The 21,801-nt window shown below is 44.4% G+C and carries 18 protein-coding genes (1 of these 18 only partly in view); 14 read left to right on the top strand and 4 right to left on the bottom strand.

Features of this window, described 5'->3' with window-relative positions; translation table 11 throughout:
- Nucleotides 1-15 precede the first annotated feature (15 nt).
- The 10 genes from NKI27_RS17295 to NKI27_RS17250 all read left to right on the top strand — a co-directional run bounded on the left by NKI27_RS17295 (nucleotide 16) and on the right by NKI27_RS17250 (nucleotide 11,408).
- A complete protein-coding gene (locus tag NKI27_RS17295; RefSeq protein ID WP_265047273.1) occupies nucleotides 16-1,764 on the top strand; it encodes a GspE/PulE family protein in 1,749 nt (582 codons plus the stop codon).
- A 63-nt stretch (nucleotides 1,765-1,827) separates the two neighbouring features.
- Nucleotides 1,828-3,057 (top strand): type II secretion system F family protein, encoded by a 1,230-nt coding sequence (locus NKI27_RS17290; RefSeq protein ID WP_265047272.1) that lies wholly within the window; start codon nucleotides 1,828-1,830, stop codon nucleotides 3,055-3,057.
- An 8-nt stretch (nucleotides 3,058-3,065) separates the two neighbouring features.
- Nucleotides 3,066-3,635: a hypothetical protein gene (locus tag NKI27_RS17285; RefSeq protein WP_265047271.1), complete on the top strand. Its 570-nt coding sequence runs from the start codon at nucleotides 3,066-3,068 to the stop codon at nucleotides 3,633-3,635.
- 43 nt (nucleotides 3,636-3,678) lie between these two features.
- Nucleotides 3,679-4,191, top strand: coding sequence for a pilus assembly FimT family protein (locus tag NKI27_RS17280; protein ID WP_265047270.1), 513 nt, complete (start codon nucleotides 3,679-3,681; stop codon nucleotides 4,189-4,191).
- A gap of 275 nt (nucleotides 4,192-4,466) precedes the next feature.
- Nucleotides 4,467-4,928 carry a type II secretion system protein gene (locus tag NKI27_RS19365; protein WP_320109435.1) on the top strand — a complete coding sequence of 154 codons (462 nt, stop codon included), beginning with the start codon at nucleotides 4,467-4,469 and terminating at the stop codon, nucleotides 4,926-4,928.
- A complete protein-coding gene (locus NKI27_RS17270; protein ID WP_265047269.1) occupies nucleotides 4,928-5,473 on the top strand; it encodes a type II secretion system protein in 546 nt (181 codons plus the stop codon). The genes NKI27_RS19365 and NKI27_RS17270 overlap by 1 nt, the downstream gene beginning before the upstream one ends.
- Complete coding sequence (locus NKI27_RS17265) at nucleotides 5,470-5,973, top strand: type IV pilus modification PilV family protein (protein WP_265047268.1); 504 nt, start codon at nucleotides 5,470-5,472, stop codon at nucleotides 5,971-5,973. Before NKI27_RS17270 ends, NKI27_RS17265 begins: the two co-directional genes overlap by 4 nt.
- Nucleotides 5,973-6,734 (top strand): type II secretion system protein, encoded by a 762-nt coding sequence (locus NKI27_RS17260; protein ID WP_265047267.1) that lies wholly within the window; start codon nucleotides 5,973-5,975, stop codon nucleotides 6,732-6,734. Before NKI27_RS17265 ends, NKI27_RS17260 begins: the two co-directional genes overlap by 1 nt.
- The gene (locus tag NKI27_RS17255; RefSeq protein WP_265047266.1) at nucleotides 6,724-7,143 is read left to right on the top strand and encodes a hypothetical protein; all 420 of its coding nucleotides are present in this window, start codon (nucleotides 6,724-6,726) and stop codon (nucleotides 7,141-7,143) included. Before NKI27_RS17260 ends, NKI27_RS17255 begins: the two co-directional genes overlap by 11 nt.
- A gap of 5 nt (nucleotides 7,144-7,148) precedes the next feature.
- A complete protein-coding gene (locus NKI27_RS17250; RefSeq protein ID WP_265049550.1) occupies nucleotides 7,149-11,408 on the top strand; it encodes a DUF6701 domain-containing protein in 4,260 nt (1,419 codons plus the stop codon).
- A 129-nt stretch (nucleotides 11,409-11,537) separates the two neighbouring features.
- Here the strand turns inward: NKI27_RS17250 and glnG are convergent, their stop codons facing one another.
- The 4 genes from glnG to glnA all read right to left on the bottom strand — a co-directional run bounded on the left by glnG (nucleotide 11,538) and on the right by glnA (nucleotide 16,516).
- Nucleotides 11,538-12,965 (bottom strand): nitrogen regulation protein NR(I), encoded by a 1,428-nt coding sequence (glnG, locus tag NKI27_RS17245; RefSeq protein ID WP_265047265.1) that lies wholly within the window; start codon nucleotides 12,963-12,965, stop codon nucleotides 11,538-11,540.
- Entirely contained in the window at nucleotides 12,962-14,050 is a 1,089-nt protein-coding gene (gene glnL, locus NKI27_RS17240) for a nitrogen regulation protein NR(II) (protein ID WP_265047264.1), read from the bottom strand. The genes glnG and glnL overlap by 4 nt, the downstream gene beginning before the upstream one ends.
- A gap of 256 nt (nucleotides 14,051-14,306) precedes the next feature.
- Nucleotides 14,307-14,855: a DUF4124 domain-containing protein gene (locus tag NKI27_RS17235; RefSeq protein WP_265047263.1), complete on the bottom strand. Its 549-nt coding sequence runs from the start codon at nucleotides 14,853-14,855 to the stop codon at nucleotides 14,307-14,309.
- A 254-nt stretch (nucleotides 14,856-15,109) separates the two neighbouring features.
- Nucleotides 15,110-16,516 carry a glutamate--ammonia ligase gene (gene glnA / locus NKI27_RS17230; RefSeq protein ID WP_265047262.1) on the bottom strand — a complete coding sequence of 469 codons (1,407 nt, stop codon included), beginning with the start codon at nucleotides 16,514-16,516 and terminating at the stop codon, nucleotides 15,110-15,112.
- Nucleotides 16,517-16,943: 427 nt separating this feature from the next.
- On the opposite strand from glnA, the gene typA reads away from it, so the two are divergent.
- From typA to NKI27_RS17210, 4 genes are all read left to right on the top strand, one after another.
- Nucleotides 16,944-18,749: a translational GTPase TypA gene (gene typA / locus NKI27_RS17225; RefSeq protein ID WP_265047261.1), complete on the top strand. Its 1,806-nt coding sequence runs from the start codon at nucleotides 16,944-16,946 to the stop codon at nucleotides 18,747-18,749.
- Between the two features lie 275 nt (nucleotides 18,750-19,024).
- On the top strand, nucleotides 19,025-19,987 hold the full coding sequence (gene pip / locus NKI27_RS17220; protein WP_265047260.1) for a prolyl aminopeptidase: 963 nt from the start codon (nucleotides 19,025-19,027) through the stop codon (nucleotides 19,985-19,987).
- A gap of 146 nt (nucleotides 19,988-20,133) precedes the next feature.
- Entirely contained in the window at nucleotides 20,134-20,571 is a 438-nt protein-coding gene (dtd, locus tag NKI27_RS17215) for a D-aminoacyl-tRNA deacylase (protein ID WP_265047259.1), read from the top strand.
- A gap of 646 nt (nucleotides 20,572-21,217) precedes the next feature.
- Nucleotides 21,218-21,801, top strand: partial view of a porin gene (locus tag NKI27_RS17210; RefSeq protein WP_265047258.1) — the 5' portion only. It continues 478 nt past the right edge of the window; only the first 584 of its 1,062 coding nucleotides appear in the window; it begins with the start codon at nucleotides 21,218-21,220; its stop codon lies beyond the right edge, outside the window.

Genomic DNA, 21,801 nt, shown 5'->3' with positions numbered 1-21,801 from the left:
TGAGGCAAATTGGACATGGCTGAGCCCAAGAAAAAAATAAGAATTGGTGATCTGTTGGTGCAGAATGAGGTGATATCAGAAGATCAACTTATGACAGCACTTAAAGAGCAGAAAACCAGCGGCCGAAAGCTCGGTAATACATTGATCGATTTAGGTTATGTTGATGAAGATAACCTGCTTAATTTTTTGTCTCAGCAATTAGGTATTCCTTTTGTACAGCTTCGTCACTATCAGTTTGATGATGAACTTATCAAGAGACTGCCTGAAAATCACGCTCGTCGATTCAGGGCTTTAGTTCTAGGTGAGCAGCAGGGTGAGCTACTGGTGGGGATGACAGACCCCATGGATATCTTTGCTTATGATGAATTGGTCCGTATTCTAAAGCAGCCTATTCGTCAGGCCGTAGTAAGAGAGAGTGAGTTACTGAATACGCTTGATCTTGTATATCGTCGTACCGAAGAAATCTCTCACCTAGCAGAAGAACTTGATGATGAACTAGGTGATGACGCATTTGATTTAGCCGCGTTAACCGCAACCGGTGACGACAACGAAGCGCCCGTTGTAAAACTACTGCAATCTATTTTTGAAGATGCCGTGCAATCTCGCGCATCGGATATACATATCGAGCCTGATGAAAGCGTAATGCGAATTCGTCAGCGTATTGATGGTGTGTTGCAAGAGCACGTCATGAAAGAAAAGCGCATTAATGCTGCGTTAGTGCTTCGTTTAAAACTGATGTCAGGGCTTAATATTTCTGAGAAAAGAATCCCTCAAGATGGCCGATTCAACATTAAGGTAAAGGGGCGTAGTGTTGATGTTCGTTTATCGACGATGCCGGTGCAATATGGTGAGTCAGTCGTTATGCGACTGCTTGATCAGACTGACGGTATGCTTTCTTTAGAATCTCTCGGAATGCCAAAAACAGTACTTGAGCGTTTTAGAATAGCCGTAAGCAGGCCTCATGGGATGGTATTAGTTACGGGGCCGACAGGTAGTGGTAAAACCACAACACTCTATGGTGCGTTGAGTGAGCTCAATAAGCCAGAAGTCAAAATTATTACAGCAGAAGACCCTGTTGAATACCGTTTACCAAGAATCACTCAGGTGCAAGTGAACTCAAAGGTTGGACTCAACTTTTCAACTGTTTTGAGAGCGTGCTTAAGACAGGATCCCGATGTAATCCTAGTCGGTGAAATGCGAGATCAAGAGACCGCAGAGATTGGCCTTCGAGCTGCGATGACTGGCCACTTGGTGCTATCTACATTACACACTAATGACTCTGTGAGCAGTGCGATGCGCTTAACTGATATGGGGGCAGAACCTTATTTGGTTGCTAGTTCATTGTTAGGCGTGTTGGCGCAACGATTGATCCGCAAACTATGTGATAACTGTAAGCAGCCTTATACCCCTACAGATCAAGAAAAAGTTTGGCTACAGGCGATGGATCATACTCATACACATTCTTCCAGTGACTATACTAAAGGAAGCGGTTGCTATCAGTGCAGTAACACGGGTTACAAGGGGAGGATGGGGGGTTATGAATGGCTCGAAATGGATGAGGATATGCTAGATGCACTTCGAAGAAGCTCACCATCAGAGTTTACGTCTGCGGCTAAAAGGAGTCGTTACTATCAGCCATTAGAGCAGTGTGCACTTGAATATGCTAAACAAGGGCTAACCTCTCTAGACGAAGTATTCCGTATTTCTGCAACGCTTGAAGATACTAGCCATCGCAAAGACTCAGGCGATCTTAGTCTGTCATGATTAGTCGATAAAGGGTTGAATAGATGCTTTTTCTCAAACATGTAAACAGGTCAAGTTGTTACGATGCCGCTATTTAATTATAAAGGCCGAGATGCAAAAGGGGCTGCAATCAGTGGCCAACTTGAAGCCGTCAACGGTGACTCTGCTGCGGCTGAAATTCAGCGAAGAGGGCTTATTCCTGTATCGATTTCAGAGCATGTTGAGAAGAAAGATATATTTGAAGGCCTTAAAAAAATACAACTATTTAAGCGCAAAGTATCGCTCGAAGAGCTGATTATATACTGTCGGCAAATGAATGCGTTGACTCGAGCGGGCATCCCCATCATACGCGCTATGAGGGGGTTGGCAGACTCGACCACTTCTGATTTGTTACACGATACTTTGCATGACGTAACAGACCGTCTTGAGTCCGGTGTAAACCTCGCAACCTCAATGCAGGCGCATCCAGATGTGTTTAATGACATGTTTATTAGCATGGTTCACGTAGGCGAAAATACAGGTCAGCTTGAAGACGCATTTAAGCAATTAAGTGCAAGCTTGGAGCTGGAGCGAGACACTCGACGACGTATAAAGCAGGCAACGCGTTACCCAACGTTTGTCATCATTGCATTGCTTTCTGCATTGATGATTATTAACCTGTTTGTCATCCCTAAGTTTGCATCTGTGTTTGCCAAGCTAGGTGCAGATCTGCCGATTTTTACTAAAATTTTAGTCGCCACCTCGAATTTTTTTCTAGACTACTGGTGGGTGGTGCTCGGTGTTTCCGTTATTGGCGTTGTATTATTTAAGCGCTGGTCGAAAACAGAGTCAGGCCACTATAAATGGGATCGTACCAAGCTTCGCTTCCCACTAGTCGGTAATCTGTTCGAATTGATTACGCTATCAAGGTTTTCTCGAAATTTTTCAATGATGCTCGCAGCCGGTATGCCGATTACTCATGCCTTGGCGGTAGCGGCGGAGTCTGCTAATAATAAATATATCGGTTACCATATAATGGCGATGAAGTCAGGTATAGAGCGTGGCGATAGCTTATTAAGAACCGCCAGCGCATCAGGTATGTTTACGCCGCTTGTTATTCAGATGATGGCTGTTGGAGAAGAAACCGGACAGATAGACAAACTATTGATTGATGTGGCGGACTTTTATGATGAAGAAGTCGACTACGGTTTGTCTAAGCTAGCAGAGTCTATTGAACCAATATTGATTCTCGCGATGGGTGTGTTGGTCTTGATATTGGCCCTGGGTGTATTTTTGCCTATATGGGATCTAGGCAAAGCCGCGCTAGGGAATTAATAAAATTCATGAAAAACAGCCCGTTGTTACACTGGTATAAACGCAGAAAAGGGCTACTCTTTGGAATATCAGCCTGTATTATCGCAACATTGTTGGTGGTGTTGGGGCAAGCACTTGAGCGTGAAATGGCAAGAGCAGAAGAAGCCATGTTTAGAACCGTGGTAGCAGAATTAAATGCAATGTTGGTTTATAAGACCGCTGAAAAGGTCGCTCAAAATAAAAAACAAGAAATCAAAAACTTTGTAAATCATAACCCTATGGAGTGGATGGAAACGACTCCCGTGAACTATAGTGGTATAGAAGACGATTATGCTCAGGTGAATGCTGGTCGATGGTTTTTCGCACAAACAGAGCAGGCAATTGTATACAAGGTGATCAACACCGACATGGTTGAGATAGACGGCACCGATAAGCCTGAGTACCTACGGTTTCGTGTTGTTCTTGATTACCTAGATAACAATAAGAACCAACAATTTGATGAACTAGAAGAGCGTTTAATAGGTCTAAGGTTACAGCCACTGCAACATTTTAAGTGGTTTGCGATAAGCGGTAATGGGCGGCATTACGATACAAAATGAATACAGACACAAATTAAGATTAAGGCTATAAAAGGATAAATTGATGAAGCAAATGTTACTGAGTGAAAAACATAAAGGTTTTACGTTGATCGAGTTAGTGGTTGTAATTGCGATTCTGGCTATATTATCAGCGTTCGCAATACCACGCTTTGCAGATATGGCAGATGAAGCCCATCGCAGCAGTGTAGAAGCTAGTGGGGGTGCATTGGTATCCGCAGTTGTGTTAGTGAGATCTCAGTGGCTAGCTAAAGGAAACTCCGTAGCAGTAGACGATTTGGAAGGTTACGGTGATGAAACTATCGATACGAGTGTTGACGGGTGGCCCACTGGAGTGGGTGGCAACAATAACCCAGGGGCGATGAGCGCCGCTGAATGCCAAAATTTGTGGATTAAACTACTACAAAGCAGCGCTCCGAGCGTAAGCACTGCCGTAGGAAGCGATTACCTAGCCTCAACATTTGGCGGAGACTGCCGATATACTTATCAAAGAGACACGTCAGGTAACTATGTGCAGTATGATCCTGACACTGGAGAGGTTATTACCGTTATCAATTAAAGAACGAGTGTCATTCCTGCGAGGGCGGGAATCCATCTTTCAAGGTGTTAAGCATTTGTAGCCGTGATGAAAGGAGGCACGGCTGTAATCAAGGGCGGTGGTATAAGCTACCGATAAACCCTGATTCCGCTGCGCTGCATCAAGGCTACGTATGGGGAATAATTCTGGGTTAGGTGGCAGACAAAAACCACCTAACCACTGGAAACCCCTTATCGACAGCGTTCGATATACAATTTATACAATAAGTAACTATATTTATTTAGCAGGAGTACTACATGATTAATATGAAAAAAATGAACAACAAGCAGGCTGGTTTTACTTTAATCGAATTGGTCATGGTTATTGTTATTTTGGGTATTTTGTCAGCCTTTGCATTGCCTCGGTTTGCGGATTTGGGTGGGGATGCAAGAGAGGCTGTTTTTGGTGGGGCAAACGGTGCAGCTCGGTCAGCTGTTGCGATTGTACATGCTCAAGCTCTCGCAGAAGGTAAGACTGCGGCAACGGGCGAGTCAGTAGTGCTTGAGGGTCAAACAATTAACCTTGCATATGGTTATCCTACGGCGGCGAATCTTGATGAAGCTGCAGGTTTTGATGGAATTACTTATGCTGTAACCACGGGGCCTGATGTAGGCACTATAACGGTTGGCACTTGTGTTTCAACATACACTCAGGCAACATCATCGACAACTGGTGCTCCTGTAGTAGTGACTACTTTGCCAACAGCTGATGGTTGTTAATGTCTAACCGAATACCGCTCATTCGTAACCAAAATGATTGGTATAGAAAAAAGGTGGGCTCCGCCCACCTTTCAAAATCCCAAGGCTTTACCGTAGTAGAGCTAGTCATGACGCTAGTCATAATTGGCATTTTAAGCGCTAGCGCCATGTCCCTTTTCTCATCAAGAAGTAGCTACTCAGCCTTTCTCGCCAAAGACCAATTTATCGCCAGTGCAATAACAGCACAGCAAACAGCCCTAGCCCTAGAAAGCAGCAATTCCCCCTCAGCGCTTACCGTTTCAACATCAGGCGGCAATTGGGTTTTCACTGTAACAAAAGAGGGCGTTGTAGACCCGCTAACTCAAATTACCGCAGATGCTTCGGGTGGAACTCTTACAATCGATGGCAGCACACTCACTGGGTCGCGGACATTTAGCTATAACCGATCAGGCAGTTTAACCACTAATACCAGTCATGTTTTAACCTTTACTTCCGATAACAGCCACACCGTTTGTCTTGCCGCATCCGGTTATGCCTATAGCCCCGCATCAGGCACGTGTCCATGAATAGCTTTAGAGTACAAAGCGGCATGACTTTGGTAGAAATGGTCATTTCCATTGTCCTTATATCCATTGCTGTAACGGCCGTATTGAGCGCATTTAGCACCACAATGGGCAGAAGCTCAGATTCATTATGGAAAAACAAATCGTTAAAGTTAGCTCAGCTTTATCTGGATGAAATTCTCAGCAAAAAATATGATTCGAGCACACCTTTAGGGGGTGTTCCAGCATCGACAACCATCACTTGCCCTATTCCAGCCGGTGGGGGAGGCAATAGAGCGCTATACGACAATGTGGATGACTATAACGGTATTAATGATAGCCCGCCAAAATTAGTCAGTGGTGCTTTAGCTAATTACACGGGTTATAGTGTTCAGGTATCGGTTGCTTGTGCGGGTAACGAAGTGGGTATTGCCGACAATAGTAAAGCAAAACGAATAACGGTCAGCATTACCCCCCCCAATCAGTCCCCAATGCCATTTAGTGTTTATCGTGGTAATTATTGATGAAAACACACAAAAGTCATAAAGGTTTTACCTTGGTCGAGCTGGTGATTGTTATCGTCATCTCAGGTATTTTGGCGGTAGGGTCCGTTCAATTTGTGGGTCAGGCCACACAAGGTTATTCAGATGCAGCAGACAGACAACAGTTAGCCACAATAGGCTGGATAGCATCAGAAAAAATTAGTCGAGAATTGCGCAATGCGCTACCCAATAGCATCAGGGTGAATGCGTCGAATACCTGTATAGAGTTTATTCCCGTGACGGGGGGCTCTCATTACAAAACGCTTCCTAATGGAACAACGCCAAGAACCATAACCGCTATCGAGTCTGGGTTTAGCGCAGTACCTGAAAATACGCGTATTGCCGTCTACCCAACAAGTGTAAATGCCGTCTATGGCCAAGCTAACCCAGGGCCAATAAGCACCAGTAAAGTATCAGCCTTAACCAATTCAGGAGGTATCGACACAATAACGCTAGCCGGTGATTTTGAGTTTCTTGCCGCGTCCCCCGAGCGGCGTTTTTACTTTACAGAAAGCCCCATCACCTATTGCATAGAGAGCACGCGTTTAAATCGATATAGCGACTATGGATTTAGTGCAGCGAAGGGTACCGCTCAAATTATTGTCGATAAACTCCAGCGCGGCACATTTAGCATCGCCCCTGCATCCCTGACCAGAAATGCTGTTGTTGCAATGCATTTTGAATTTGACGGAGGCGCTATACATATCGTTGACCAAGAGGTGCAGGTTAGAAATGTACCCTAAAACAAGCTATCAAAACCATAAAAAACAGAGCGGTATCGGCCTTCCTGTAGCGCTCTTTGTCATTACAGTGTTAGCGTTGATTGTGGTAGCTATCACAGACCTTGAAGAAAGCTCAGGCGTCAGTTTTAGCCTTGATGTTAACTCAATGCGTGCGTTTTATGCGGCAGAGAGTGGGGCGCAAATAGATATGGCGAAGATATTTCCTTCATCGGGGGCGGTGGCTAGTTGTAGCTCGCAAACGACCGCATTAGGCTTTAGCGCTGATGGATTAAATGGGTGTAGAGCAACGGTGGCGCGTAGTTGTGTTGCAGTTGATGGTGTTAGTTACTTTTCACTGAAAAGCACAGGAGCTTGCGGCAGCGGAGTGGATACTGCCGAGCGGGTGATTGTTGTAAGGGCGAGGCAGTAGTGGATATGTTTAGTCGTGTTGTTGCATTTATTTGCGTTCTTGTTTTTAGTGCTAATGTTAGCGCGGCTATTTCTTTTATTAGTTCGGTTAGCGACAAGGGAAATGATGAAAAGGCTGCCTTGGTCGTACCTGCAGTAACAGTAGGCGATGTGCTTTTGGTTCAAGTTGCTATAAGAGATCGAAGCGGTAGCGATGGTGTTACCGCGCCTGCGGGTTGGACTCAGATAGGAAGCCAGATTGCCGATGGCAGTGTTTTACAGTCCCTATACTATCGTGTAGCAACAGCAGGTGATGTGGGTGTCAGTTATGAATGGGATTTCGACCAGAGTGGTAATCGTCGTTATATATTAGGTATGTCTGTATTTCGTGGTGTTGATACTGCTAACCCCATTGGTAGTGAAAGCTCACAAATAGGAATGTCTGGCACAGCTGTCACAGCTCCATCGGTAGTAACAGCTGGGGCTAATTCAATGTTAGTGGGGCTTTATACGTTAGAGGCGGGCAACCAGTCCTTCACTCCAGCATCAGGAATGCTCGAAGCCTATGATGTTGAAGAGCATAATAACAATGGTATTACAGCGATGGCTGCTTATGCAGTGCAAGCTTCAGCAGGAGCAACCGGTGATAAAGTTGCTATCGCTTCCAAGAGTAATGATGATGCTATTGGACATTTAGTCGCGCTGAATGAAGGCGCTACACTTCCTTCAGTTAGCACTGTAGGAGGCAGTTGCGGTACCGATAATCTAATTGTCGTTCAATATGCCTCCACCGTTAGTGATGATGCATTAAATGTAAGTAATTACACGCTAACCAGTGGCAATATTACCGGCATCACACGGCAGGATGGAAGTACAGTTGTTTTGGCGACTGATGGACTGATGGGGGGGCAAGCCTATACGCTATCAGTGCAGGGTATCGCTAATACGGTTAGTTTTGATGGCTTGATGGGGCATTATTATGATCAGCGTAACTCAAGTGGTAGTAAGGTTGGATATCCAGGCGGGGAATTTACAGGTCAACAGTTCTTAAGGTTAGATAGTCAAGTTAACTTCTCATGGAATACTGCTACACCGACCGTATTCCCAAATGTTTCGGGAAATGATGAGCGATTTAGTATCCGCTGGACAGGTTATATTTCACCAACAACCGCGGGTAATTACGAGTTTCGATTGTACTCTGACGATGGCGCCAGACTCAGTCTCGACGGTACACAAATTGTTAATGATTGGAGCCTTCACTCGCCCAGATACTCATCGGTATCCGCTTCCCAAGCATTGAGCGTAGGTCAAACCTATGAAGTACAAATGGAGCATTTCGAACAAACCGGTCAAGCTTTTGCTCAGTTGGAATGGCGGAGAGACGGTGGGTCTTGGGAAAACATACCCACTGCAAACCTTACGACTTGTGCTATACCCGCCACCCCACCGCTACCACCATCAGTTCTTGAGTTTAGAATGGATGAAACTAGCTGGAATGGCACTACAGGCGAAGTAATCGATAGTTCAGGAAACAACAATAATGCCACCGCGATCAATAGTTTAACCACGACTAACGCGGGGCATTTATGCCGAGCGGGAGATTTTGATGGTGTGAATGACTATATTGAGACAAATGACATCTACACCTCATTGAGCGGCACGTCCTCCATGAGTTTCTGGATCAAAACAACTCAGACAGGGGATGATATAGGTTGGAGAGCTCCAGGTGTTACCGGTATTGAGCAGGCAGGTGGATCTGATGATATATTCTGGGGCTGGTTAGACGCTTCAGGCCGTATAGGGCTTTCAGTCGCAAACGACTTCACTACTAAATCTACACAAAGGGTTAATGATAATGCCTACCATCATGTTGTGCTCACCAGAGATGCTGCAACAGGGGCTTATAAAATATATATCGATGGTGTTCTTGATAAAAGTGGCACATTGGCCACCGGTATTATAGGCAACTCTTTCTCCAGTATAGGACGAATAGAGGATACAGGAGGTACGCCTGAATATTTTGAAGGAAGTCTTGATGAGTTAAAAATCTTTGATAGCGTGCTATCAGATACCGATGTCACAACGTTATTCAATGAGACACGAGTATGTCCACCTACAAGCTGTACGCTAGGTAGCTTCGCCATCACCCAGCCGGCTTACGGCCTAGCCTGCCCCAACGCCCGAGCTCCCATCAATATAAAAGCCATGTGTGACGATGGTGTTACCGTGAAAGACGATTATGCCGGCACGATTGATTTATTAAGCAATCAGAACAGTCAAAGTGAATTTTATTTAGCGAGCTCAGGTGGTTCCAGTATTACCGATATTGCGCTCACGGGGTCAGAAAATGGTGAGGTCGATGTTTATTTGTTTCATAAAAACGAATATCCCTCGCTTAAAGTGACTGCTGAAGACACCTCTCTTAGCGTATCAACAGAGGCGACTAACGGCACAGACTTTAGAACGTTTGGCTTCAGAGTAGATCGGCCTGTGAATTTTGACTTTGTTTGTGGAAACTCTAAAGCGTTTACGATTACAGCGATAGGGCAGGATACGAGCTTGGGGGGCGCATGCAACACGTTGACAGGGTTTGACGGCACAAAGTCACTAAAGGCATGGGCAGATGTAAATATCGACCCATTAACGTTGGGTGTAAAAAATACGGGCTTGCCAAAACGCATACTGTTGAATGGCTCTGCTGTTGCCGTCACGAAACCTTCTAGTAGTAATATGACTGTAGATTTCAGTGCAGGTATTGCCACTATATCTGTTGAGTATGAGGATGTAGGCGAAGTAATAGATGTTAACGTTGAGCATGATGATTTTCCATATGACGGTACAGTATCTGAAATCACAAGCACACTGACAGGGGCGTTAGGCTCGTTTATTGTGAGTCCTGAGAAAGTTATCATTGAAGTGGACTCTGCTGACGCAGCATGCGCTTCTAATCTAGCCACGTGTAGTAAATTTGTTAGGGCGAATGAGCCTTTTGCGATGACCTCCAAAGCGCTTTGTATTGGTACGCCTGAGTTGGTCGCAAAAAGCTACCGAGGTACGGTTGCCCTGACGTCTGACCTTAAAGCGCCCTCAGGGGGAACACCTGCCGCACCTGCAGTAAACGAAATTATTTTTGATGGGGCTCCATCCGGGGGGGAAGAGAAAATAAGCGACCAACAAATAGGTGAGGTCGGTGTATTTACCATAACCGCAACGCCACCTGCTTATTTTGGTGTACCGGTTGCCGTTGCCTCTGTCGAGTCAGCTAATATAGGTCGATTTTATCCCGCTAGCTTTGATGTAAGCATGACTTCGGCTGACTTTAATTTGTCATGTAATTCATCGTTTACCTATATGGGGCAGCCCTTTGGTTATTTAACTCCACCAGAAGTGACTATCAAAGCGCTAAGCTATACTGGCGACCTGACGCAGAATTATGAAGGGGACTTCTGGAAACTAGGCACTAGCCTTAATCAAGGCAGTAGCTGTACCGGTGCCGATTCTGGTTTTTGTTATACCGATAATGTAGCCGGCGCAGCGCTTTTCTCGGCCCCCACAGCCAGTCAGAGCTATGGCTCTATATTGAATGCAAATGGCTTGATTACACTGACGATGCATCCGCTACTCTCCGATGAGTTTAACTATCAAAGACCTATATCGGGTGCGCTTGTCTCGCCTTTTGATGCAGATGTGAGACTAAATATAAAGCTAATAGATAGTGATGATGTTGAAGGAGGTGCTGAGTTAGCGAATATAGGTTTCTCGGGGGATCCTGATGCGGCAACAGCTGGCGCGCCAATGAATACGACGGTTAACGAATATCTTAAATACGGACGTTGGGTGTTAGAGAACGCATTTGGCCCTGAAACGAATCCACTTAAAATACCGATGTCAGCAGAGTTTTATGATGGCACTCGCTTTGTCGTTAATACGGCAGATAACTGTACAACCTTTAATGCGCCAGATATGCGAGTTACACCTAGCTTAAATAATAGTGGCACGACGTCGGCTTCAGGAAGTGGCGTGGCTGTATCAGGTCTTGCAGCATTGTCAGATCAAATCTCACTATCAGCCCCAGGAGACGGCAAAGACGGTTTTGCAGAACTGTGCATAGATGTTCAGAACTGGTTAAAATTTGATTGGAATGGTGATGGGTTAGATGAAAGCCAGGTGTGTGATACCTCAGCTTCACCCACGATGGGCGATAATGACAACCCAATGTCGACCGCCACTTTCGGACGCTACCGCGGACACGATCGGATTATTTATTGGCGAGAACTAAGCAACTAACCTGTAGCCGTGATGCAGCGAAGCGGAATCAAGGAAGGGCTTAGACTCTCGTTAAGACCGAGGTTACACCGTACCATTCCGTGATTCCAGTCGTACCTCCTTGCATCAAGGCTACAGCTTGCCTAGTTACTAATCCTCATCTCCTTCAGAATCCATTCCTAACTCTTTAATTTTACGAGTCAATGTATTCCGCCCCCATCCCAACAAAATGGACGCATCTCTTCTACGCCCTGCAGTATGTTTGAGAGCTGACTCAATCATTATTTTTTCAAATTCAGGCAGTGCCGTATCTAAAATACCCTGCTTACCGCGCTTTAATTCCTGTTCTGCCCAGTTATGTAGTCCTTCTTGCCAAGTAGCCCCAATAGGGGAGGCTTCATCTTGGTCGAGTAACTCTGGTGGTAGGTCGGTAATATGAATCTCACGCCCACTCGCCATAACGGTAAGCCATCGACAGGTGTTTTCGAGCTGCCTTACATTTCCTGGCCATGGGAGGCAGCTGAGGTACTCTGCGGTCTCTTCACGTAATATTTTAGGAGATACCGCCAATTCTTTTGCGGCCTTGTTCAAAAAGTGACTCGTCAATCGAGGTATGTCTTCTCGCCGTTCAGAGAGTTTAGGAAGGTGGATCCGAATAACATTGAGACGGTGAAATAAATCTTCTCGAAACGACCCTTCTTGTACTAATTTTTCAAGGTTCTGGTGGGTCGCTGCAATGATTCGCACGTCCACTTTAACTGCATTTGCGCCACCGATACGATAAAACTCACCATCAGCTAACACTCTTAATAAGCGGGTTTGAGTATCTGCAGGCATATCGCCTATCTCATCGAGAAAGAGCGTGCCGCCATTGGCTTGTTCGAACCGCCCTTGCCGCATACCGCCTGCACCGGTAAATGACCCTTTTTCATGACCAAAAAGCTCTGACTCAATCAGGTCTTTTGGAATCGCGGCCATATTGAGTGCGATAAATTCTTTACCTGAGCGAGGGCTATGCTGATGCAGTGCCTTGGCAACCAACTCTTTACCTGAACCTGATTCACCGTTAATGAGAACCGTGATATTAGATTGTGACAAGCGCCCAATGGCTCTAAAAACTTCCTGCATGGCGGGTGCTTCACCAATAATCTCGGTTGCCTGAAGAAGCGATTCTGTAGATTTTTCAAGTTTTTGGGCTTGTTGCTCTTGGGAGTGAATTACAGCGCGTTTAACTAATGCAACGGCTTCATCTACGTCAAAGGGCTTTGGTAAGTATTCAAATGCGCCACTTTGATAAGACGAAACGGCACTATCAAGGTCTGAGTGAGCGGTCATAATGATGACCGGAATCTCAGGGTGTAGTGTGTTGATTTCGCCTAGTAACTCAAGACCGTCGATTCCGGGCATGCGTATGTCGCTAATAATGGCATCTGGTATTTCTTTTTCTAGTCTATTAAGAATGCCGTCACCGCTTTCAAAAGACTTAATATCGAGTGTCTCCTGCCCTAAAGCCTTTTCTAGCACCCAGCGAATTGATCGATCATCATCAATAATCCATACATTTGGTGTACCGCTCATCGCTTAAGCTCCAACTTGTTTTCTAAAGGGATAAAAATGATAAAATTTGTTTTTCCAGGTTCACTTTCGCATTCAACCAAACCGTGATGTTGGCCGATAATACCTTGGGTAATCGAAAGCCCTAATCCGGTGCCTTCTGCACGCCCGCTCACCATGGGGTAGAATATGTTCTGAACTAAGCTTTCGGGGACTCCAGGACCATCATCAATAATGTCGACACGCAGCACTAACCTATGTCGCGTATGACCAATGGTGAACTGTCGTAATGGGCGTGTTTTAAAAACAATGTTCCCTAGGCTCTGTCTACCTGTTTGCTGTGTTAACGCTTGCATAGCGTTTCGAGCAATGTTCAAAAATGCCTGAATGAGCTGTTCTTTATCCCCTTGAAACTCTGGGATGCTAGGGTCGTAGTCGCGAATAAGTCGCACCTGACCTTTCGCTTCGACATTAATCAGGTTATAAACTCGCTCCAATACTTCATGAATATTAGTGGGTTCAAGCTTAGATACTTTATTGGGGCCGAGCATGCGGTCAACTAGGTTTCTGAGACGGTCAGACTCTTCGATAATGATTTGAGTGTATTCATGAAGGGATGGATCTTTCAATTCCCGCTCTAATAGCTGGGCCGACCCTCTAATGCCCCCTAGAGGGTTTTTAATCTCGTGAGCCATACCTCTTATAAGAATTCGTGTCGCTTCTTGATTAGAAAGCAATTCTTCTTCGCGACTAATTCGAATAAGGCGGTCTCTGGGTTGAATCTCAATTAACACAACGGGCGGAAATACACCGTTTACAGGCGAGGCTGAGTAATCAACGGTTATTTTATTGCCGTTATGTAGTAAAAACTCAGTTTCACGCTTTGTGTAAGAGTGCCCTGCGGCTAACGAATGCTTTAGTGTTTCACTGCTGTCTGGGGTTTCAGTGAATAAATCTCGAACATAAGAACCGCTGGTTCGTTTGCCACTGACTTCTAGTAGCACTTCTGCAGACGGGTTGATATAAACCGCTTTCAGTTGCTGGTCTAAAAGAATGACTGCTGTTGAAAGGTTTTCAAGCAGGCTTTTGTGAAAATTGCTCGTTAGCATCGTATAGAATCCTGTATTTACATTGCTAAAGCAAAAACCAAACCATCTCTACAGTGAAATAGAGAAACCTTCGATGAGATAAGGTTTTCATGCTAAAAATACCATGTATAAGCTCCAAAAAGGAGCTGGATAGATGAATAGGCACGATAAACAGGGCGTTATTGATGGAAGATGCGGTATTTGAACGGTTATTTGGAGTGCGGAGTAGTATTGGAAAATAAACTACGCACCAATAAGGTGCGCAGTTTGTTGGGGGTTAGTTAGACTTAGGTGCTTTTCTTGGTACCTGTGGGCGGTGAAGCGTGAACGAGGTAATATCGCTGCTGATAATTGTCTCGCCGGTACTGTCAATGATGTTCACTTGTAGCTGGTGGGTTCCCCGGTCGACATTCGATAAACTAAAACTGCCACTTTGGTTGCTGTTGTAGGGCGTACCATCCATGACTAGTTGAATCGAGTGATTGGCTTGAAGTGCCGGCATTGTTTCTGATGAAATGGAAACTTGACCGTTGCCAGAGTTAAAGGCGCTATCATTAGCAGGTTGCGTGATCGTAATGCTTTGGTAAGCCGTACTGCTGCTAGTGCGTGTATCTATTGCAGAATTTTGTGTTGAAAATACATCGGCCCCTTTAGGTAAGGTAATACTTTGCGGGTTTTTAACTTTAATTTTCTCAGCACCCTCACGCGGTTGGTCGCTATATTCAATAACGCCCGCTTCATTAACTGACTTATACACTTCAGCGTGCAGGGTTGGATGAGCAGCAACCAAGGCAGTGATAAATATACTCGTTTTAATAAAATTCATTATTATTCAGCCGATAATGTTGGAATGGGTAATGTCTTATTTATCTTGGGATGCTAATTATCTTAGCAGTAGACCGTTTAAAAGGCGAAAAAAAGCCCCAACAAGGCGGGGCTTTTTTGAGTCGGTTACTTCTGGGTAACCGACTGATTTACGTCTTCAAAGCACGTAAATCATTCTCTTTTGATCGAGCAGTTCAGGCTTTATAACGCATGATTCATAAAGCCTATCGCGCTATAAGGCAACGGTCATCGTTCTTACAAAGAGTAGTACATGTCAAACTCAATAGGGTGAGTTGTCATGTTTAGGCGCTCAACTTCTTCACGCTTCAGGTCAAGGTAACCCTGGATCATGTCTTCAGAGAATACGCCACCTTTGGTTAAGAACTCATGATCTGCTTCTAAGCAATCGAGTGCTTCTTCAAGTGTCGCAGCAACGGTAGGAATCTCTGCGGCTTCTTCTGCAGGAAGATCATATAAATCTTTATCCATTGCATCGCCGGGGTGGATCTTGTTCTGGATGCCGTCAAGGCCAGCCATTAGCATGGCTGCGAATGCCAAGTACGGGTTACCTGTTGGATCAGGGAAACGAACTTCGATACGACGTGCTTTTGCACTATTAACAAAAGGAATGCGGATAGAGGCAGAACGGTTGCGCGCAGAGTAAGCCAGCATAACGGGTGCTTCGTATCCAGGTACTAAACGCTTATAAGAGTTGGTAGACGCGTTGGTGAATGCGTTGATTGTCTTGGCGTGCTTGATAATACCGCCAATGTAGAACAATGCTAAGTCAGATAGACCTGCATAGCTGTCGCCAGCCATTAAGTTAACGCCATCTTTAGAGATAGACTGGTGGACGTGCATGCCAGAACCATTATCGCCAACAACAGGCTTAGGCATAAATGTCGCGGTTTTACCGTATGCGTGTGCAACGTTGTGTACACAGTATTTAAGAATCTGAACTTCATCAGCTTTCTTAACCAATGTGTTAGGTCCAACACCGATTTCACATTGTCCAGCAGTACCTACTTCGTGGTGGTGTACTTCAATCACTAAGCCCATTGCGTCCATCGCAGAACACATAGCCGCACGAAGGTCGTGCAATGAATCTACTGGAGGAACAGGGAAGTAACCGCCTTTAACACCGGGACGGTGACCTGTGTTGCCACCTTCGATATCTTCATGAGAAACCCATGCGGCTTCTTCAGAGTTAATGGAGTACATCGCTCCATTCATGTCTGTTTTCCATTTAACATCGTCAAATACGAAAAACTCTGGCTCAGGGCCGAATAGTGCTGAATCGCCGATGCCAGTAGATTTTAAATATTCTTCTGCGCGACGACCAACAGAGCGAGGATCACGCTCGTAGCCTTGCATAGTGGTAGGCTCAACAATGTCGCAACGCAAGTTAAGCGTAGTATCTTCGGTAAACGGATCGATAACGGCTGTTTCGTCGTCTGGCATCAAAATCATGTCTGACTCGTTAATGCCTTTCCAGCCAGCAATAGATGAACCGTCAAACATTTTTCCGTCTTCAAAGAATTCTTCGCTAATTTCGCGAATAGGAAGCGATAAATGCTGTTCTTTTCCTCGAGTATCAGTGAAACGAAGGTCGACCCATTTTACGTCGTGTTCTTTAATGAGGTTCAGAGTGTTCTCTGACATTCTATGTACTCCATCTGATTGATGATTGTTTGCCGTCGCCCCATAAGATGCAGGCAGTGTCACTTACGACTACAAGTTTGAAGAAAGTATCGAGAGAATAGCACGACTATTCTCAAGTTTCCCCCAAAATTCTGTTGCTTAATTATAAGCAACTTACTTGCCAATGCGTTGTAGATGTAATTGTGCGCCTTACAGAGGATTAATCTGTATTTTGGCAGGAAGGGTAAATGATGGCTGCACTGAATTTGTGCTTTTCTGGTTGTTGGTGCACCGAAATGGTGCTAAATGCGGTTTATTGATAGTGTTTCTATGTTGACAGGAATATTATCCACTCTCTTATTGGAGCATCGACAGCTTTTTCTTTATCCTTTTTCTTCAATGCTGTATGATTTGCGTCCATTTTTTTATTGTCAGATTGGTAAAGCCTGTGATTCAGAACCTACGTAACATCGCAATCATCGCTCACGTTGACCATGGTAAAACAACGTTAGTTGATAAACTTTTGAGCCAGTCCGGCACCCTTGAGCGCAAAGACGAAGGTTCAGAGCGCATCATGGACTCTAATGATCAGGAAAGAGAACGCGGAATTACCATCCTGGCAAAAAACACAGCAATCAGCTGGAATGATTACCGTATAAACATTGTTGATACCCCTGGACACGCCGATTTTGGTGGTGAAGTAGAGCGTGTATTGTCGATGGTTGACTCTGTACTACTATTGGTTGACGCGGTTGATGGTCCAATGCCTCAAACACGCTTTGTTACAGCAAAAGCGTTTGAGAAAGGTTTACGCCCAATTGTTGTTATTAACAAAATAGATCGCCCAGGTGCACGTCCTGATTGGGTTATGGATCAAGTTTTTGAATTGTTTGATAATCTCGGCGCAACTGACGAGCAGTTAGATTTCCCAATTATTTATGCGTCTGCTTTAAACGGTATTGCGGGTCTTGACCCTGAAGAGATGGCTGAAGATATGACGCCTCTTTACCAAATGATCACCGAGCAAGTGCCGGCCCCTGATGTTGATCCTGAGGGGACCTTTCAGATGCAGGTTTCTGCTTTGGCGTATGATAGCTATGTGGGTGTTATCGGAGTTGGCCGTATCACTAGGGGTACGCTTGCGCCAAACCAGCAGGTAATTGTTAAAAGTGCAAATGGTGACGAGCGTAAAGGTAAGGTTCTTAACGTTAAAGGTTACTTGGGTCTTGAGCAGGTGGAGACTCAGTTAGCGGGTGCAGGCGATATCGTTTGTATCAACGGTATTGATGGCCTAAGTATTTCAGACACGCTTTGTGATCCTGAGTGCGTTGAAGCATTGCCAGCCCTAAGTGTTGATGAGCCTACAGTAAGCATGACGTTTATTGTTAACGATTCACCGTTTGCGGGTAAAGAAGGTAAGTTTGTTACGACTCGTAATATTAAAGACCGTCTAGACCAAGAGCTTATTCATAACGTTGCATTGCGTGTGGCGCAGGGTGACACGCCTGATAAGTTTATCGTATCAGGTCGTGGCGAATTACACCTTTCTGTATTGATCGAAACCATGCGTCGTGAAGGCTTTGAGATGGGTGTTTCACGTCCAGAGGTTGTGCAAAAGCAGGTGGGCGATGAGATTCATGAGCCGTTTGAGCAGGTTGTAATTGATGTAGAAGAAGAGCATCAAGGCTCAATCATGGAAGAGTTAGGTTTGCGTAAAGGCGAGCTAACCAATATGGAACCGGATGGTAAAGGTCGTGTTCGCTTGGAGTTTATTATTCCTTCAAGAGGTTTAATTGGCTTCCGTGGTACATTCTTGACCCTTACTTCGGGCTCAGGGATTATGACCAGTATTTTTGATCACTACGGTCCTGTTAAGCAGGGTGAGTCGTTTAGTCGCCAGAACGGTGTTCTAATCAGCATGGTTAAAGGTAAAACAGCCGCTTACGCATTGTTCAATATTCAGGCGCGAGGACGTTTGTTCCTGGGTCATGCGATTGATGTGTACGAAGGTCAAATTATCGGTATTCATTCACGATCTAACGACCTTGTGGTTAACCCGATCAAAGGTAAGCAGTTAACAAACGTAAGAGCTTCAGGTACCGATGAGGCACTAACACTAGTACCACCTATCAAGCACACGCTTGAGCAGGCGCTAGAATTTATCGAAGATGATGAATTGGTAGAAGTAACACCGCTTAGTATTCGTCTACGTAAGAAATTGCTGACAGAGAACGAGCGAAAGCGCGCAAAGTAATCTATTTTGACTGCACTTAGAGTAGGGTTGTTTAGCCTGCTCTTAGGGTTACTCAAATAGAAAGCACCAAAGGCGACCCCTAATCAGGGTCGCCTTTTTTGTTTTTGAGATCTTAAACGGCTTACTTAAAAGAGGTACTGCTTGGAAGTGTGGCGTTGGAAGAACGTTAATCTCTGAATTACACTTGATTTACGTCGGTATAGGGTTATGTTTGTACATGCGTGTTTAAAAAAGTGCTTGGCAATAATTAACTTAATAAAAGTGGCCGTACTCTTATGTTGACGTTATTTCCTGATCTAACCCCTAATGAAACCTACCGTTTTTTAGTTTCAGATGTGCATGATATCTATGTTGAAGAGGCTGGAAACCGGCAAGGTATTCCTATCGTCATCATGCATGGTGGTCCGGGCTTGGGTTGCGGGCGTTACTTAAGGCGTTTTTTTGACTCTGAGCGCTTCAGAATTATTATGATTGATCAGCGCGGCGCAGGTCGTTCTCGCCCTCTTGGGGAGGTATCAGAGAACAATACTGATTTGCTTGTTTCTGATGTAGAGCTGGTGCGTCAGAAGCTAGGTGTGGATAAGTGGCTAGTATTTGGCTACGGTTGGGGGGCGACCCTCGCGTTGCTGTATGCAATTCGTCACCCTAAGGTAGTTGTAGGGATGCTACTGCAAGGTGTGATGCTAGGCGGTAAAAAAGACGTTGATTGGTTGTTTAAGGATGGTTGCAACCGGGTGTTTCCTGATGGGTGGGAGCAATTTACGACTCTACTCAACACCGAAGAATGCAAAGATGTGTTTGGCGCTTACTCAAAACGCTTAAATAACGATAACGAACTTATTCAGATGCAGGCAGCAAAGTCATGGGCTTATTGGATGGCGCGCTGCTCAACACTTCATCCAAATCAGTCAGTAGTTGATTACTATTTAAATCCTCATGTCGCAATCGCGCTTGCAAAACTTCAATGCCATTACCTATCAAACGAAGGCTTTCAGGCAGAAACTGAAATCTTAAATGGACTTAAGTCGTTGGCGGGTATTCCAGGGGTGCTTGTTCATGGCCGATACGATTTAATCTCGCCCTTAAGTAGTGCTCTAAACCTTCAAAGGCTCTGGAATGGTTCAGAAATCCATATTATTCGTGATGCGGGGCACTCAATAGTGGAGCCTGCCATAGTAGACGCTATACTAAATTCGATTAATCAATTAATTGATAAGCTTGGCCCTGACACCGCATAAATTGGCTCGTTGCAAAGCTTATTGGTAAGCATCATTCATTAATAAGTGGGTAGCGTACATTTTTTATGGTTGTTGTATTTTAGGGTTGATATTAAATGCACTTATAATCAAGTGCTTGTGTTGTAATATTACTTGCGAGAGTTGAGTTGAAAGGATTAATTCAAAGAGTGTCAGAGGCGTCTGTTAAGGTTGATGGGCGTGTGAAAGGTAAAATCGACAGAGGTATTCTTCTGTTGTTAGGGGTAGAAAAAGTTGACACACCGCAATCGGCAGATCGCCTACTCAAAAAAGTACTTGCCTATCGTATATTTGATGATGAATCAGGGAAGATGAATTTGAGCCTTAAGGACGTTGGAGGCGCACTTCTTATTGTTTCTCAATTTACACTTGTAGCGGACACCAAGAAAGGTCTGCGTCCAGGGTTTTCATTAGGGGCCTCGCCTGATGTTGGGTTGGCGTTATATGACTATTTTGTAAAGCAGGCACGCTTAATGCATTTAAATATCGAGACGGGATGCTACGGGGCTGATATGAAAGTCTCATTGGTTAATGATGGGCCTGTTACATTTATGCTAGAGAGTTAGTGCTAGAGAGTTAGTGCTGGAAGGTAGCGTTGTTGGTTAGACCAAAGTATGAAATATCTCAGGTAGCGTCTCTGATAAGGTGTAAGTAGTCATTTGAGGCTTTAAATTAAAATTAATTAAGTTGTTAATGTATAACGTATTGAAATGTAAGGTTGTGTTGAGTGTTGTTTGGTCATTTCGCTGAGCACGAGTTACAAAATGTTACAAAAAAGTAAGGTAAAAACATTTAATAAATTTGCTAAAAGCGGTTTCATATATTACATAATAAACATGATTAAAAACATTAAGAAAGAGATGTAAGGTGCTGTTTATTTGAAGTTTGTTAAGATTTATATAAGAATATGTAAACCGTGATCTTATATAAGTGTTAATTAAAATAGCTATTAAGACTCTTGTTGTTCACTGGACGAGTGTAGTGCAACGAAAAAATAGGAGGGCTAAGAAATAAAGGTCTATGATAAAGAGTGATAAGCAATAAAATTTGCACTTTGTCATGAAAGTGACATATCTTTTTATTACAAATGAGCACAGTTAAGTGCTCATTAAGAAAGTTTAAGAAAAATTAAAATGGGTTCAACCATTCAATCTTCAAATTTTCACTAAGAAAAATGAAGTTGAAATAATTAATAAACTAAAGGAAGACGAAATGAAAAAGACACTGATTGCTTCAGCGGTTGCGGCAGCAGCACTATCTACCTCGGCGTTTGCTGAGGAATATGCAGATAAACTGGATGCAAGGCTAGCTCTTATGCCTACCGTATACGGTAATATTCAGCTGGCTTGGGCGCATACTGATATGGATCCAGGTAATAGTGAGACTACTGGATTAGTAGATAACGGTTCTACTATTGGTTTTAAACACAGTCATGAGATTTCACCAGGACTTACAGGTTTCATTAAAGCTGAATTAGAGTTTGATGCGGATGATAAGGCTGGTAACGGCGGACTAAATGCTTTTGATGAAGCATATATTGGTGTGAAGGGCGACTTTGGTAAAGTGTGGGTTGGTTCTGATGATTCTGTGTATGAGCAGAATATTGACTACGTTGTAAACTTCTTTGAGTATGCGGAATATAATATTGGCGGTAGCTATAGCACTGGTGAAGGCGACTTGGTTCAGTATGTGTCTCCGTCGATGGGTGGTTTTAGTGCCTTTGGTGCTGTGCAGATTAACTCTAATGAGGTTCAGGGTTCTGCTTACCCATATCAGTTAGGTGTTTCATATGCAGT

Source organism: Alkalimarinus alittae (assembly GCF_026016465.1).
GTDB lineage: Bacteria > Pseudomonadota > Gammaproteobacteria > Pseudomonadales > Oleiphilaceae > Alkalimarinus > Alkalimarinus alittae.
Note: the sequence above shows the minus strand (reverse complement) of the source record. Positions and strands in the feature narration are given on the sequence as shown.